The sequence below is a fragment of the Pseudomonas sp. SH10-3B genome, from assembly GCF_019891415.1.
In the GTDB taxonomy this organism is placed as follows: domain Bacteria; phylum Pseudomonadota; class Gammaproteobacteria; order Pseudomonadales; family Pseudomonadaceae; genus Aquipseudomonas.
In genome coordinates this window covers 1-15,313 of the sequence record NZ_JAFLXD010000010.1, presented here as the reverse complement: position 1 = coordinate 15,313, position 15,313 = coordinate 1, and the positions used below count along the sequence as shown (strand labels likewise).

Annotated in this window: 15 protein-coding genes and 1 pseudogene; 8 read left to right on the top strand and 8 right to left on the bottom strand. The window is 60.1% G+C overall.

The annotated features are described in order from the left end of the window. Positions 1 to 75: 75 nt before the first annotated feature. Together J1G35_RS10120 and J1G35_RS10115 are read left to right on the top strand one after the other, a co-directional pair. On the top strand, positions 76 to 2,499 hold the full coding sequence (locus J1G35_RS10120; RefSeq protein ID WP_223014835.1) for a TonB-dependent siderophore receptor: 2,424 nt from the start codon (positions 76 to 78) through the stop codon (positions 2,497 to 2,499). Between the two features lie 354 nt (positions 2,500 to 2,853). Further along, positions 2,854 to 3,123, top strand: a complete 270-nt coding sequence (locus tag J1G35_RS10115; protein ID WP_262417215.1) for a GGDEF domain-containing protein — start codon at positions 2,854 to 2,856, stop codon at positions 3,121 to 3,123. Between the two features lie 68 nt (positions 3,124 to 3,191). Here J1G35_RS10115 and J1G35_RS10110 read toward each other — a convergent pair whose 3' ends face one another. Then, positions 3,192 to 3,935: a class I SAM-dependent methyltransferase gene (locus J1G35_RS10110; protein ID WP_223014834.1), complete on the bottom strand. Its 744-nt coding sequence runs from the start codon at positions 3,933 to 3,935 to the stop codon at positions 3,192 to 3,194. Between the two features lie 103 nt (positions 3,936 to 4,038). Here J1G35_RS10110 and J1G35_RS10105 point away from each other — a divergent pair, with 103 nt between their 5' ends. Next, a complete protein-coding gene (locus J1G35_RS10105) occupies positions 4,039 to 4,398 on the top strand; it encodes a VOC family protein (protein ID WP_053129485.1) in 360 nt (119 codons plus the stop codon). On the opposite strand, the gene J1G35_RS10100 is transcribed toward J1G35_RS10105, so the two are convergent. Beyond that, complete coding sequence (locus J1G35_RS10100; protein ID WP_223014833.1) at positions 4,395 to 4,805, bottom strand: RidA family protein; 411 nt, start codon at positions 4,803 to 4,805, stop codon at positions 4,395 to 4,397. The genes J1G35_RS10105 and J1G35_RS10100 overlap by 4 nt on opposite strands. 136 nt (positions 4,806 to 4,941) lie before the next feature. Between J1G35_RS10100 and J1G35_RS10095 the strand changes: the two genes are divergently transcribed. Continuing rightward, positions 4,942 to 5,859 carry a LysR family transcriptional regulator gene (locus J1G35_RS10095; RefSeq protein ID WP_223014832.1) on the top strand — a complete coding sequence of 306 codons (918 nt, stop codon included), beginning with the start codon at positions 4,942 to 4,944 and terminating at the stop codon, positions 5,857 to 5,859. A 33-nt stretch (positions 5,860 to 5,892) separates the two neighbouring features. Here the strand turns inward: J1G35_RS10095 and J1G35_RS10090 are convergent, their stop codons facing one another. Continuing rightward, positions 5,893 to 6,375, bottom strand: coding sequence for a DUF2867 domain-containing protein (locus tag J1G35_RS10090; RefSeq protein ID WP_223014831.1), 483 nt, complete (start codon positions 6,373 to 6,375; stop codon positions 5,893 to 5,895). 294 nt (positions 6,376 to 6,669) lie between these two features. Here J1G35_RS10090 and J1G35_RS10085 point away from each other — a divergent pair, with 294 nt between their 5' ends. Beyond that, positions 6,670 to 7,107 carry a DUF3592 domain-containing protein gene (locus J1G35_RS10085; RefSeq protein WP_223014830.1) on the top strand — a complete coding sequence of 146 codons (438 nt, stop codon included), beginning with the start codon at positions 6,670 to 6,672 and terminating at the stop codon, positions 7,105 to 7,107. 10 nt (positions 7,108 to 7,117) lie between these two features. Further along, positions 7,118 to 7,696, top strand: coding sequence for a hypothetical protein (locus J1G35_RS10080; RefSeq protein ID WP_053129475.1), 579 nt, complete (start codon positions 7,118 to 7,120; stop codon positions 7,694 to 7,696). Between the two features lie 201 nt (positions 7,697 to 7,897). On the opposite strand, the gene J1G35_RS10075 is transcribed toward J1G35_RS10080, so the two are convergent. The 5 genes from J1G35_RS10075 to J1G35_RS10055 all read right to left on the bottom strand — a co-directional run bounded on the left by J1G35_RS10075 (position 7,898) and on the right by J1G35_RS10055 (position 13,556). Next, positions 7,898 to 9,244, bottom strand: a complete 1,347-nt coding sequence (locus tag J1G35_RS10075; RefSeq protein ID WP_223014829.1) for an OprD family porin — start codon at positions 9,242 to 9,244, stop codon at positions 7,898 to 7,900. Between the two features lie 202 nt (positions 9,245 to 9,446). After that, positions 9,447 to 10,469, bottom strand: coding sequence for a histone deacetylase family protein (locus J1G35_RS10070; RefSeq protein WP_223014828.1), 1,023 nt, complete (start codon positions 10,467 to 10,469; stop codon positions 9,447 to 9,449). Between the two features lie 89 nt (positions 10,470 to 10,558). After that, positions 10,559 to 11,491 (bottom strand): glyoxylate/hydroxypyruvate reductase A, encoded by a 933-nt coding sequence (locus tag J1G35_RS10065; RefSeq protein ID WP_223014827.1) that lies wholly within the window; start codon positions 11,489 to 11,491, stop codon positions 10,559 to 10,561. Positions 11,492 to 11,493: 2 nt separating this feature from the next. Further along, positions 11,494 to 12,246, bottom strand: coding sequence for a class II aldolase/adducin family protein (locus tag J1G35_RS10060; RefSeq protein WP_053129469.1), 753 nt, complete (start codon positions 12,244 to 12,246; stop codon positions 11,494 to 11,496). Next, positions 12,246 to 13,556: an MFS transporter gene (locus J1G35_RS10055; protein WP_223014826.1), complete on the bottom strand. Its 1,311-nt coding sequence runs from the start codon at positions 13,554 to 13,556 to the stop codon at positions 12,246 to 12,248. Before J1G35_RS10055 ends, J1G35_RS10060 begins: the two co-directional genes overlap by 1 nt. A gap of 157 nt (positions 13,557 to 13,713) precedes the next feature. Here J1G35_RS10055 and J1G35_RS10050 point away from each other — a divergent pair, with 157 nt between their 5' ends. Together J1G35_RS10050 and J1G35_RS10045 are read left to right on the top strand one after the other, a co-directional pair. Next, entirely contained in the window at positions 13,714 to 14,691 is a 978-nt protein-coding gene (locus J1G35_RS10050) for a LysR family transcriptional regulator (RefSeq protein WP_223014825.1), read from the top strand. A gap of 174 nt (positions 14,692 to 14,865) precedes the next feature. After that, a pseudogene (locus J1G35_RS10045) lies at positions 14,866 to 15,183 on the top strand (LysE family transporter); the annotation flags it as partial. Positions 15,184 to 15,313: the final 130 nt, after the last annotated feature.

The following is a 15,313-nucleotide window of genomic DNA, read 5'->3' as shown; positions in this document are numbered from 1 at the left end:
GTTTTTTAAAACTCGCTTGGCCTATAGGGATCACCCACCCGCCAGAGGTGGGTCTTAACCCCTTAGGAGCCCCGTATGACTTCACCTTCCCGCGCCCTGCGTGCCCGCACGCTTGGGCTGTTATTGCTCAGCGTGCAACCGCTTTGCAGCCTTCCAGTCTTTGCCGCGGGTAGTTCGCAGCATTACAGCATCGACGCAGGCCCCCTGGACGCCGCGCTGTCACGTTTTGGCGCACAGGCGGGGATTAGCATGGCGGGCAGCTCAACGCTGACAGCTGGCAAGAATACCCAGGGGCTGCAAGGCGACTTCAGCACTGAGGCCGGCCTGACGCAGCTCTTGCTCGGCTCGGGGCTGACCTATGAGCGCCAGGACGACGGTAGCCTGCTGCTGGTACCGGGCAACAGCGACGTGCTGGAGTTAGCGCCGACCGCCATCAGTGGCACGGCGTACGACACCTCGTTGGGCCGCAACGATGGCCTGGTCGCCAGCCGAACCATGAGTGCCAACAAGACCGATACGTCGATCATGGAAACGCCTCAATCGATCAGCGTGGTCACCCGTAAGCAGATCGATGCCCAGCAGCCACAAAGCATCGGGCAGGTGCTGCGCTACACCGCCGGGGTCAATGGTGAAGCCAACGGTGTCGATACCCGGCGCGACACGATTAGTATTCGTGGCTTTGACGCGACGACTGGCGGTGGTATCTATCGCGATGGCCTGCGCCAGTACAGCTTTGCCAACCAGAGCCGTGCCGTGGGTGAAGTCTATGGACTGGAGCGCGTGGAGGTACTGCGCGGACCATCGTCGGTGCTCTATGGTCAAAGCTCGCCGGGTGGCATGGTCAACGTGATCAGCAAGCGTCCCACCGATGAGCCGCTGCATGAACTGGTGGCGCAGGCAGGCAGTTTTGATCGCAAGCAATTGGCTGCGGACTTCGGCGGGCCGCTTAGCGATGACGGCGTCTTGACTTATCGCCTCACCGGGCTGTGGCGAGACAGCGGTACACAAATCGACTACGCCCGTGATGACCGTCAGTTCATCGCCCCGGCAATCAGTTGGCGCCCCTCGGAAGACACCTCGTTGACGGTGCTGGCATCCTTTCAAAAAGACCGCAATGTGCTGGGCTACTACGCCTTGCCACGGGTCGGCACCCTCGACAGCTCGCGTTACGGACGGATCGCTACGGATCGTTTTGTCGGCGACCCTGACTTCGACAAGTACGATGTAGAACAGTGGTCACTGGGTTATCAGTTTGAGCATCACCTCAATGATATCTGGACATTCCGCCAGAACGCCCGTTACAGCCGCTCCTATCAGGAACAGCGCACGATTTACCAGTACGGCCTGGATGACGACCAGCGCACCGTGGGCCGCTTCGGATATCTGGGCCACGAAAAAGTGAAGAATGCGCTGCTCGATAACCACTTCCAAGCCCAGTGGAGCGCCGGCCGTTTCGAACATACAACGTTGGTCGGTATCGATTTGCAGCACGCCAGTACCAACCAGTTGGGGGGTGGCAACGTGGTTGATCCACTGGATATCTATGCGCCGGTCTATCACCAGGATTACAGCGACCTGAACGCCTTTTACGACATCAACCAGCGTCGTCAGCTTGACCAGGCGGGTGTATATCTCTCGGAACAGCTCAAATTCGACGAGCACTGGGTCTTCAACCTGGGCGGTCGCCAAGACTGGGCACGCTCGAAAACGATCCATTACGCCACCGATACTGCGGCAGACCTCAAGCAGCGCGATCACGCCTTCACCTGGCGAACCGGTGTGATGTACCTGGCAGACAACGGCGTGGCACCCTACGCGAGCTATTCCGAGTCGTTTTTCCCAAATATAACGGCGGTGGCGCGTGACGGCAGTGCCTTCGAACCCGAAACTGGCCGCCAGTACGAAGTCGGGATCAAATTCCAGCCCAAGGGAAGTGACAGCTACGTGACTGTCTCGCTGTTCGACCTGACGCGGCAAAACGTACTGACTGCCGATCCTGCCAACAATCGTTTCTCAGTGGCGACCGGAGAAATCCAGTCGCGCGGTATCGAACTGGAAAGCAAGGCGCAGTTGTCCGACGCGCTGGAGTTGATGGCCAACTACAGCTATTCACACCTTGAAATTACCCGCAGCAATACGGCCGATGAAAAAGGCAATCAGCCTGGCAATACCCCTGAACAACTGGCCTCGCTGTGGTCGCAATACACCGTTCAGGGCGGTGCGCTATCGGGCTTGGCGATAGGGGGAGGAGTACGCTATGTCGGCAGGAGCTATATCGACTCGCAAAATAGCGAGGGCATTCCCCACTACACGCTGTTTGACGCCAGCCTGAGCTACGACCTGGGCAAGCTGTCTTCATCCTATGCAGGGGCGAAGCTGGCGCTCAATGCGTCCAACCTGACCGACGAAACCTATGTCTCTCAATGCGGGTACACGGGCGACAGCTGCAAATACGGGTATCGCCGAAATGTGACCGGGTCGGTGAGTTACAACTGGTAAGGCGTTGCGCTTACTTGCGAAAAGTATCGATCGGTCAGCGCCACCTTGGCGAGCGGATCGGCAAGTAAGCGCCGTTGCCAGACAGCTCGAGACTTGAACCGTTAACCGGTAGTAATCCTTGCTCTAACGCCTGATTTATAAAGATAACGAAAAGCGTGCCGATACTGCCAAAGGACTCCAGGTCACTGCACACTTTTTTGGCGATGAGCAAGGCACACAATATGATCTCTACTCGTCAGAACCCACTCAAAGCATCAGACGTGACCTTTTGCGGTCTGGTGTGCCTAGCAGGGGTAGCCGTCACGTTCCTGGTGCTGGTGCTGTTCTTGGGATCAGAGCAGCGCACCGTTAGCGTTGCTGTGCAGAACCGGTGGAGAAGAGTTTGCATTGATCTGCCCGGATAGCGAACTGAACGATACAAGGCTGCTGGCAGAAAAGCTTCGAGCTGTAATAAGCACCCTGCCATTCGATGATATTGGCCAGGCGACTTGTAGTTTCGGCGTTGCAACGTGGATTCCATCCGAATCGTTTGACGCCTTCATCCGGCGTGCCGATACCGCAATGTACAGCGCAAAATCAAATGGTAGAGATCAAGTCCAACTTGCCGATATGAATGCCGCTTAAGTCCACTCCGTCGCCCACATGGCAAATTGCGATCCAGCGCCCTGGCATCAGCGCTCTCGGGCGGTTTATTAACGCCTCACACACACAAACAACCCATTCCCGGTCACGCCTTCCCAAGGCGTGATCCGCTCATAGTCATGCTCAAACACCTGCACTTCAAAGTACGGCGCTAACAGTGTCTGCAACTCAGTAAAACTCAGCGCCACCATGGCATGCTCATCCTGCCAGGCCTCAGTCACCCCCGCCGTGGTCTTCTCGATGCTCAGGCGCAGCGCCTGCTGCTCCCCTTCTCCGCTGTAATGCCAGCCGGAGCCGAAGGTGAAATGGCTGCCTTCAAACTCGACGCTGTGGCGTACCAGCAAGCGGTTGTCGATGTGCAGCTTGTCCACCGCGTTGAAACAGAACACGCCGTTTTCTGCGAGTGCGCCGTGCACGCTGGCGAAGCAGGCGCGCAGTTGGGCCAGCCCGGGGTTGTAATGGGTCGAGTACAGGAAGCAGGTGATCAGGTCTTGCGGTTCGTCTACCTGGAAGCCAGCCATGTCCTGGCGGCTGAACTGTGCTTCGGGGCAGCGCAGTTGAGCGAGATCCAGCATCGGTTGACTGATGTCCAGGCCGGCGCTGTGGTAGCCGAAGTCGAGGAAGTGGCGCACATGGGGCCCGGTGCCGCAGGCGAGGTCGAGGTGGCGGCGCCCGTTATTGCCGAACAATTGGTGCAGGCGGCGCACGCTGTGGCTCTGCGCGCGGTAGTCGATGTCGGCGCACATCAGGTCGTAGTAGATGGACAGGTCGGTGTACAACGCGTTGGAGGACATAAGTGGCCAGAGGGTTCGGCGGGAATTTCGCGGCGCCATGGTAACCCAGTCCTGGGCGTAAACCGCTAGACTCGCACCTCAACCATCCGCCAAGGAGGCAACCATGAGCGTTCGCGGTCAAGACCGGCAGATCGACAATATCGAGTTCAACGTGGGTGATATCGCCCGCAGCAAAGCCTTTTACGGCGCGGTTTTCGGCTGGGCATTCGTCGATTACGGCCCCACCTACACCGAGTTCAGCGATGGGCGACTGACCGGCGGCTTCACTACCGGAGAGCCCGTTCGACCGGGTGGCCCGTTGGTGATCCTGTACGCGGATGATCTTGAAGGCACGCAGCAGCGGATCAAATCCGCAGGCGCCGTGATCAGCCGCGAGACCTTTTCATTTCCCGGAGGCAGCAGGTTTCACTTCATTGATCCGGATGGTTATGAACTGGCGGTGTGGACCTCGTCGGCCCCTTAAGTGATCGTTGGTCCCGAGTCTGGCAGCTTGGCAATCACCTTGATCTCAAACTGGTACCCATACAGCCACGTAACCCCTACGCCCGTCAGCGTCGGGTGTGGTGCGTTGCCCCAGAACTCCGGCACCACCTTCCAGATCGTCTCGAACCTGGATTCGGGATCAACGATAAATACCGTCACATCAATCACATCGTCAAAGGTGCAACCGGCAGCGCCCAGGATCGCATTCAGGTTGTTGAATGCCAGACGGACCTGATCCTCCAGATCGGGCTCGGGCGAGCCGTCTTCATGGCTGCCGACCTGCCCCGACACGAATAAAAAGCCATTGGATTTAATGGCGGGTGAATAGCGATTGCGCGCATACAGCGCCTGGCGTCCAGGCGGAAAAACCACATTACGCTGCGTCATGAATGCCTCCATCAAAGGGTCGAAGTGACCCGTAATTAGCGATAGGCAGACTCTAGGGGCTTGTGCCAGGACGATAAACCAGCAACCTTAGCCAGCACTGTTTGCGAAACCCAAACAATCGATCGCCGAGGCCGTCATGGACCGTTTTGATGCAATGCAGGCATTTGCTCGCGTGGTGGAAGCCGGCAGCTTCACCAAGGCCGCCGAGACCCTGCACATGAGCAAGACTACCGTGACGCAACTGGTGCAGCAGTTGGAGGCGCGCCTGCGGGTCAAATTGCTTAACCGCACCACGCGCAAAGTCAATGTCACGGCCGACGGTGCGGTATATTACGAACGCGTGCTGCAACTGCTGGCTGACATGGACGACGCCGAGACCAGCCTGTCCGGCGCGGCGACCCTGCCCAGGGGCCGCCTGCGCGTGGATGTGCCAAGCCCGCTGGCGAGCCTGATCCTCGTGCCCGCATTGCCTGCATTTTACGCCCGGTACCCGGACATCCAGATCGATATGGGCGTCAGCGACCGCATCGTCGACATGATCGATGAAAACGTCGATTGCGTGGTGCGCGGCGGCGAACTCACCGACCAATCCCTAATGGCCCGCCGCGTAGGCGATCTCCCCCTCGGCGTTTTTGCCGCGCCGAGCTACCTGGCACGCGTGGGTACGCCCGCACACCCACTGGAACTGGAAGACTCGCACCATCGTATCGTCGGCTTCCTCTGGGCCCGCACCGGCAAGCCCTTGCCCTATGCCATGCGCAGGCACCTTGAAACGCTGCAGATCAAAGGCCGCTACGCCCTGGCGGTCGATGACGGCAATGCCTACCTCGCCGCCGGCCTGGCGGGTCTTGGGGTGCTCTGGCTGCCCACCTACATGTCGAAAGCCTTCGAGGCGCGGGGCGAATTAGTGCCCTTGTTCGAGGACTGGAATCTCGATCCGATGCCGCTTTACGTGGCCTTTCCACCGAACCGGCATATCAGCCTCAAGCTGCGTGTGTTTATCGAGTGGGTGGCTGAGTTGATGGCCGTGCATGCGCCTGTCAGTGGGCGATAGGACCGGTGCTGATGGAGTCGGAACAACCAACCTCTACCGCCTTTCAAGGCTTCTTTTCAGTCGCCGCAGATGACTACTGACGATCACTCTATGGGCGAGCCCCACCGGTAACATGTAGATGCGTCCATAGAGGTTATGCGTGATGACCGATGATGTGATGGTGAGCACACGATCGGTTATCGAAAGGCAGATCATGACATCCAGGTGCCGGTCACGCTCTGTAAGAACCAGGATATCGGGGGCACTGTGCTCCACCAGAAAGAAATCCAGGTGTTCGCCTGTGTCTACTGTTGTTCGCGCAACGCCGGAGAATCCGCCGATTCGCCTCACGCCGAATAACGAAGAAATGACGTCCCTTATTCGGAAAGCCAGCCGCATGGCCAGTCCCGGCTCAGCCGTTGTGATGTTCCAAGCTTCAAGAGTGGTGATTCCAACGGGGAGTTGAACCGACCTGATGTGGTAGTAATCGAGCTCCGACCGTGCACGCAACGTGTGAGCTGGTGATGTGATAGGCAAATTTCATCCCGTCCAGTGGGCCAATTTTCATTCCCGATAACATCCGAGGCTGAGTGTCATGCGGCTATGTTACGTCAATGTACAGCCCCACGCGCCGCAGCCGGCAAGAACGTCCCTCACCCTGCCCCTTCCCCGCGTGTATCGCAAGTGGGCGGATGTTCTGCCGGATCAAGATGTTAGGCGCGGCGTATGAAGGCTGGACGGGGTCAGACGCAGTTCTTGCCCGGCCGATTGACAGCGTCCCCCCGGTTGATTGTAATAGCCGCCGTTTATGCATGATGCAAGGGACCTGCCATGACCAAGATACCCTCTCCCGGGCGCGGCGATCTGCCCCGTGCGCTGATATTCATTCCGCTGGGCCTGTGCCTGCTCTACCTCACCCTATGGCTGGTCGAAGATCGGCTGAGCTTTCTGGCCCAGGCGCAACGCGCCGAAGGGCATGTCAGCGCCCTGAACGCGGGCGGCAGCCACCCACAAATTGATTTTACCGACGCCGCAGGCAAGGCGGTCAGCTACCCCGAGAGCGGGTTTATATTCGGCTACGCGGTGGGCGACTCAGTGACAGTGTTTTACCGCGCCGATGCGCCCTCCAGTACCGCAATCATTGAAGACCGTGGTGCGCTATGGGGCGCGAGCCTACTGACGGGCCTGTTCGCAATCGTGTTTATCGCAGGCGGCGGCTACCATGTGGCCGCCTGGATTCGTCGGCGCCGGATGGCGCGGCACCTATAAGGATATTCAAATGCAAATCCCATTACCTGTCACTGTCAGTGACTGGCGCTACAAAACAGCCAGCAGCGGCGGCTTGACCGTAGTATTCGCGGCCGCCGCTGGCGGTGCATTGACACTGACCGACCCCAAGGGAGTCGACCAGCAGTTTCGTTATGGCTCGGTCGGGGTTGGCATGGGCATCGGCGCGCGCCTGCCACGTTTCGGCAAGGTCAACTTGCACGTGCGCGGCAAGAGCGTCGGGGCCGCTGGCGCAAGCGAGGACTTTCCGGCGTTTGGCCAAGTGCTGGTTGCAGACTCGATCGCTGCCCGCGGTCTGACCCGGGAGGACTTCCAAGGCGCTTGTGTGTTCATTGAAGCGGGCGTGGGCCTGGTCGGCGGGGCCAGCGGCTCGGCCATGCTGTTCGGTCTGGACCCCAAGCTGCTGGCCATGGCCGCTGCCACACTGACGCCTATGGGCAACCTGCTCCTGCCCCACGACAGCACGACGCGCCTGCTGCGCTCGGCCAAAGGCGTGATCGTCGCCGCTGGCCTTAACGTTGGACTGCAGGCTGGGGGCGGCGCGACGATTTCGTTGGGCGGGCTGTTCTGATCATCAGCGGCGAATCATCACGGCGTTGAGTGCGGGGTAGTCATCAATGAGTGCACCGCCGAACTCGTGACCAAAACCTGAGGATTTGTTAACGCCGCATCCAGCATTGTGTATAGGCAACACGACGCGTGTTTGCCTGTGGCATTTGGCATCTGCCCTCGCTCAGTGAATGCCACAGGCCCCTCAGCGATTGTGGTTGAGCTATCGCAGAAAGCTCAGGTCCAAGGGGTAATCAAGGATGATCCGGGTTTGATCCAGGTCGTTGGCAATCGCGCCGTAATCGCCACCGGTACGCATCGAGGCGAGCATCAAGCGCATCGACAGGTTCTTCGCTGGTCCTGACTGCACCACGTATTTGACCCACAGGTCCCGCTCCCACTGCGAACCATCGCGCACGGCCTGGTATCGAGAGTAGGCGCCGCCGGCATCCCTGCCATCGATGTCGGTACCGCGAATGTAGCGCGCGGTGAAGGTCAGGCCCGGTACGCCAAGCACTGCGGCATCCAGATCGTAGCGGGCGCTCCAGGCTTTTTCGTTGGGGCTGTTGAAGTCACTGCCCTGGGAGGCCGCATCCAGCTCGATATCAAAACTGTTCCAGACATAGTCAAATGGCTGGTCGCCATCGATCTGCGTATAGGCCAGTTCAAACTTGTGCCCACCCAGCGCATACCCCGCACGCGCACTCCAGGCATCGTTGCGAATATCGCCCAGCAATGCCGCGCCGGTATTGCGGGTCCGGTAATAATTGACGCCAGTGTTCACCACGCCGCCCACGGTCAACGGAAGGCGGTAATCAAGCGAGGCAAACTGCTGATTCCAGATGTCATCCAGTTCGGAACCAAATAACTTGATCTTGAGGTTGTTGACCCCGGTGTAAATACCGCCGTAATAACTGACAAACTCGCTATCAGCCTGACGCCCGCTGTAAGCCGTGCCCAGATGCCCACCATGATTGGGTTGCGCCCGATCACTACTGGAGAAAAAACGCCCGGCATTCAGGGTCAGGCCATCGAGCGAGCGATCCGTGGCATTGAAGCCCCTTAATGTTTGCGGCAACAGACGAATGTCGCCGTATTTGAGCACCGGCGAATCGGGGAACAGATCACCGTAGGCAAACTCGGTCTGGCCGACACGCATCTTCACCGCGCCACCGGCCTTGGAGTAGCCACTTTTAGGCTCGCCCTGATTGTCCCGCGCAACGATGCCGCCATTGCCGATGCCATCCCCGACGCGGCCGTTGCCACCGTCGAGTTTCAGCGCCCCCATGTAATGCAGATCCACGCCGAAGCCAATCAGCCCCTGCGTATAACCTGAGTTGAACTTGGCAAGTACCCCTTGCGCCCACTCCTGACGATAACTTTGCCGTTCACCTTCGGGGTTGCGGTAACTGCCGTTACGGTTGTCGGCATTCCAGTAAAAGTTGCGCAAGCCTACCGACGTCGTGCTGCCTTCAATAAAGCCTTTGTCCGACTCTGCCGCGCTCACAACGGTGCTGCTCAAGCAGACACTGGCACCGGCCATCCCCAGGGTGAAAAGTTTGAACCACATAGTGCACTTCCTTTTTGCCAACGTTTAAGAGTGGCAGCGTCAAATTTTTATTGTTATTGACCAGGTGTGTTTGCAGCGGGCAAGGTCAAGCCCGACCGCTGACTTGCGGCTAGCCGTAAGTTGCACCCTTGTTGTTTTAGGTATTGCTCGGTAAACCCGGGCTGGAAACCGTGGTGGGTTAGTCAGCCCAGGCGAATGACTGTCAGCGCGAAGCGGTCAAGCCGTCGAAGAACCGCGCGGCGTTTTCATCGAGGGTGGCGATGTCGTAACCGCCTTCCTGCACCACGACACACGGCAGGCCCAGCGCCTTGATTCGCTGCCCCAGCACCCGGAAACCTTCATCGCTGACGGCGACCTTGGACTGCGGGTCGTTTTCGTAGATATCAAAGCCCAGCGACAGCACCAGTACGTCCGGGGCGAAGGCGCGTAAGGCAGTCTCTGCCTGATCCATGCAAGCGAAGAAATCCGCCTCGCTGGAGCCGTGGGCCATCGGCAGGTTCAAGTTGAAACCCTCGCCTCGGCCAGTGCCGGTTTCGTCGTCGAAGCCGGCCACTACCGGATAGAAATTGGTGGGGTCGCCATGGATCGACACGTAGAGCACGTCATCGCGGTCGTAGAAAATCTCCTGGATGCCCTGACCGTGGTGCATGTCAGTATCCAGCACCGCGACTTTGGCGAACTTGCCTCGCAACACCTGGGCAGCAATCGCCGCATTATTCAGAAAACAGAAGCCGCCAGCGCCTTCGGCACGGGCATGGTGTCCCGGTGGACGGCACAGTGCGTATGCCGCGTCATCGCCTTCGATAATCGCGTGGGCGGCGGCTACCGCACTTTGCGCTGACCAGTAAGCGGCCTGCCAGGTGTGTTGGCCAATCGGGCAACTGCCGTCGGCCAGGTAACGGGCGGTCTTGCCCAGGATGCCACGCAGCGGATTGCCCTCGCGGATGAAAATGTTCGACATCACCTCATCGCCCCAATCCTCAGGCACCTCGTGCCATTGCTGGTAGGCGCTGCTCAGGTATTCCAGGTATGCCGGGCTGTGCACCGCGGCCAGTGGCGCCTGACCAGAGTCGGCAGGTTCCAGCAGCGGGTAGCCGAGCTTCTTGACCACCGCCAACAGCGGGTCGATACGCGCGGGGACCTCTAGCGGCTCGCGCATTTGCCCACGCGACAGGTAGGAACGTGGATGGTGCAGACGCTGTGCCGGATGGAAAAATGTTTTCATGGATAACCTCATGCCAAGACAATTCAGACTGCACACGCTTCGCGCCGACAACGCAGCACGCAACGCGCAGTGATTAATTCGCTGTCCGCTCAATAGCCCTGTTCGGGATCGACCAGATTGTTCAATGCCAGTCCCGCCGTCAGCCGCGAGACGTTGTCGGCGACCTGCTGGGCGATGCATTGATCCGAGGCGGCAGACGCCATGTGCGGCGTCACCCATACCCCAGGGGTGTGCCATAGCGGCGAATCCGCAGGCAGCGGCTCCTGTTCAAACACGTCAAGCAAGGCCCCACGCAGCTGCCCGCTGGCCAGGGCCTGTTGCAGGTCCAACTGATTGAGGTGCTGGCCACGCCCGCAATTGATCAAGGCACTGCCCCGCGCCATGTGCTGGAACACCTCGCGGCCCAATACACCTTGAGTGGCGGCGGTCAGCGGCAGCAAGTTGACGAGCACATCCAACTCCGTAAGAAACCCCTGCAGCGCGGACACTCCGCTGAAGGTGCTCACACCGTCGATCACCCGCGGCGTGCGAGCCCAACCGCGCACGGCGTAGCCGGCCTCGGCCAGCCGCGTGGCCACCGGTGCGCCGATCGCTCCGAGGCCCATCACCCCGACCTTGAACCCTTGCGCACGGCGCTGCAGCGGACGCTGCCAGCGTTGCATAGCGTTGCCGGTTATCACTTGGTCGAAGCCGCGGTGAAAGTGCAGCACACCCCAATGCACGTACTCGCTCATACCCTGGGTGTGATCCGGGTCGACAACCCGACATACCGGCAGCGCAGGATCACGCGAAGGGTCCTGGGCCAGATGGTCGACCCCCGAGCCAATCGAGTACACCAGGCGCAAGTTCGGTAAGGCACCGAGGCTGCCCGCTGGCGGAAACCAGCACACCGCGACCTGGGCCTGCCGTGCGCCTGGATCTTCAGGGCGCAGCACCTGCAAGTGCGGCGCATGGCTGGCGAACAGCGCGGCCAGCCAATCGGTCAACGCCGGGTTCTGGCACAACAACACGAGACTGGCCATGGTCAACTGCACCAATCGGCGCGCTGCTCGTCGATCAGACTGAGCGCGGCCTGCCAGGCCAGATCAATGATCCCGTCGATCCCATCACGGCCAAACTGCGCAGCGGTGTGACGGCATACGGCTTCGTCGGGGATGTTCAGCGCCACCCCGGCGGACATCGCCTGGATCTGCGCCTGGCAGGCACGCTCCAGGAAGTAGATCTCGTGGAACGCGGCCGCCACGCTGCCACCGGCCGCGAGCAGGCCGTGGTTACGCAGGATCATCGCTTTGTGCGAGCCCAGGTCGGCCACCAGCCGCTCGCGCTCCTGCATCGACAGCGCGATGCCTTCGTAGGTGTGATACGCCAGGTTGCCGTAGAACTTCAGGGCGTGCTGGGTCAGCGGCAACAGCCCGTCACGCTGCGCGGCCACCGCCATACCGGCAGCGGTGTGGGTGTGGATGATGCAATGCAGGTCCGGGCGAGCTTCATGAATCGCCGAATGGATGATGAACCCGGCCGCATTCACGTGCCCACCGTGCTGACCGTCGACCACCTTGCCCTGGAGGTCTATCAAGACCAGGTCACTGGCGCGCATTTTCTCGAACGCCACGCCGTAGCGATTGATCAGGAAATGCCGCTGCGGCCCGGGCACACGCAGGGTGATGTGAGTGTCGATCAGGTCGGTCATGCGGTAGTACGCGACCAGGCGATACAGCGCGGCCAACTCGCAGCGCGACTGCCACTCGATGTGCGACATAGCGCTTGGCTTACTCATTAAACAACTCCTTGGGAAAGGGGCAACCCGACCGTCTTGGCGTTGACGCCACGCAAATAAGCCAGGCCCAGCACGCCGATCAACGACATCAGGGCCAGCCCGCTGAAGAAGATTGCCAGCGGCCACCACTGACCGGCGAATTGACCCGCCAGGAAGGTGCCGATCAGCGGCGTCAGGCCGCCGCTCACGCCGCTGCCCAGTTGATAGGCAATCGAGATGCCCGAGTAACGCACCCGTGCCTGGAACGCTTCAGCCATGTAGCCGGCAATCACTGCGTACAGCGCTGCCAGCAGTACTACCGCCAGGGCAATCCCTGCGGTCATGTAGAACAGATTGCCGGTCTGCACCAGCAGGAACATCGGGTACGGCACCAGGATGCACAGCGACGCCACCCATTTGAGGAAGCGCCCCTCTCCCAGGCGCTCGGCCAACAGCGCAGAACAGGGTTGCGATAAAAATTGCAGGACGGTGACCACGAACAGACAGTCGAGGATCGTGGTCTTGGCGATGCCCTGGTACTGGGTGACGTAGGTGATCATGAAGGTGTTGGTGAAGAAGAAACCGCCCGAGCCGATGGTCACCGCCAGGGCCGCGAACAGAATGCTTTTCCAGTCCTTGCGGATAACTTCCAGCACCGGGTTCTCGGATGTCTGGCCGCTGTCCTTGACCTCGGCAAACTCCGGCGACTCAGGCACCCCGAAACGAATCGCCAGGCCGACCATCATCAGCACGCCGCTCATCAGGAACGGAATACGCCAGCCCCAACTCATCAGCGCGTCCTGCTCCATTTCGCTGATGCAGCGGAATGCGATCAGCGCCAGCAGCAGGCCCGCCGGGCTACCCCACTGGGCGAACGAGGCGAAGAACACCTTGCGGCCCTTGGGCGCGTGCTCACTGGCCATCAGTACCGCACCGCCCCATTCGCCACCGACCGAAATCCCTTGCAGCAAACGCAGAACCACCAGGCCGATCGGGGCCCAGATACCCGCCTGGGCATAAGTGGGTAACAGACCGATGCAGGTAGTCGCCAACCCCATCAGCACGATGGTCACCAGCAACATTTTCTTGCGCCCCAGGCGGTCGCCAAGATGGCCGAAGACCATGCCGGCGAACGGGCGGGCAATAAAGCCGACCGCGAAGCTGCCGAACGCCGCCATAGTGCTGAGCATCGGATTTTCACTGGGGAAGAACAGTTGGCCGAGGACCAGCGCTGCCGCGAAGGCATAGATGTAGAAGTCGTAGAATTCGATGGTGGTGCCGATAAAGGCCGCTGCCGCGGCACGTCGCGGACTTGAGGTAGTGCTCGTCATCTGTAGCTCCTGGGCGTCATTGTTATAAGCAGGAGAAAAGGTGTGTCGTGCGCAGGCACAACGTTCGCACTCTGGCGGTGCGTTGCTGGATCTTGCGCCAGCCCCTATGCTAGGAAAAGCTTCTAATCTAAATACTCAAGTATAAGCACCAGGAATAATGATGAACCCTATCGGCCCTTCGTTACGCGATCCCGATGCCAAGCGCTTCCTCAACGATCGCCTGGACTGGAATCTGTTGCGCACCTTCCTGGTCATCGGCCAGGAAGGCAGCATCAGCCGGGCCGCCGCGCGCCTGCACTTGAGCCAACCCGCCATCAGCCAGGCCCTGCGGCGCCTTGAAGAACAACTCGATAGCGCGCTGGTGATACGTCGTGGACCGCGTATCAGCCTGTCCAGGGCCGGCGAAGAAGTGATGCAAATCGCTGCCGACCTGTACGGCACGGTCTCGCGCCTGGGCCCAGCCCTGGATTCACCCGCCGAGACGGTGGTGGGCAAGATCCGCATGCTGACCATCAGCCGTATCCAATCACGCTGCTACGATGAGTTCCTCGCGCAATTTCACCTTGAATACCCGCAGGTGGAATTCGAGGTCGATGTGCTGCGCAGCTCGGATGTCGCCAGCGCACTGCTGCAAAAAACCGCCTCGTTCGGCCTGGGCCTGTGCCGCACTCCGCAGCCCAAGCTTGAACAGCGTGTGTTGCTGCAGCAGCGCTATGCGTTTTTCTGCGGCAAGCGGCACCGGTTGTTCGGTCGCAAGAACCTGACCCTGGCGGATTTGCAGAGCGAAAACTTCGTCAGTTTTACCAGCGACCAGATCGGCGGCAACCTGTCACCGCTCACGGTGTTTCGTGATCAGCAAGGGTTCACCGGGCGCATTGTTGCTTCTTCTCCGAGCCTGGATGAAATCCGCCGGCTGGTGGGCGCCGGGTATGGCATTGGTTGCCTGCCGGAACATATCGTCGCAGCTGACGTGCTGGCTGAAGAAGTCTGGCGCTTGCCGCCCTGGGAGGGAGTCATTGACGTGAATGTCTACCTGCTCTGGAACCGTGAACAGAAACTGACCCAGGCCGAGTCGGTGTTTCTGGAGAGGTTCGAGCAGATGCTCATGACCACGGACATGGCTGAGCGATTCTAGGCTCAGCACGCGTCGCAGCGGCTGAGGAAACGCCAGCAGCAGGCGGAATCCAACCGGCTCGACGCGCGTTGGCATTTTTTCGATGCCCGCGTGCGCACTGTCCAACCACCCCCACTCCCCTTATCCTCGACGCTCCCCGCCCGTCCAAAATCGGAGCCGCCCTTCGCCCTGAACATGGCCCCCGGCCCCAACAACCTGCTCTCCGTGAGCAACGCCACCCGTTACGGCTATCGCACATCCTGCCTCGCCGGCATTGGCCGCCTGCTGGCCTTCGCCGGCATGATCGCCCTTGCCTTTGCGGGCCTCGCGGTGGTGTTGCAAACCTCGGAACTGCTGTTCTATGCGATCAAGATCCTGGGCGCGGCGTATCTGTTTTATCTGGCGGTTCAACTGTGGCGCGCGAATCCGCAGGCGGAGATGAAATCGGTAACCGCCAAGGTGAGTTTTTGGGCACTGGCGCGGCAGGAGTTTCTGGTGGCGGCGGGCAAGCCTCATGATGGGCAATATAAAAACTTCTGACAGGCCGTTATCGGCCGATTCTGTTGAAAAAGTAGCTCCCCTGTCTGGCCTGCGGCAAAATCTCCGCATCGGCCAGCAGGGAAGCACGCAGCATGATGGGACA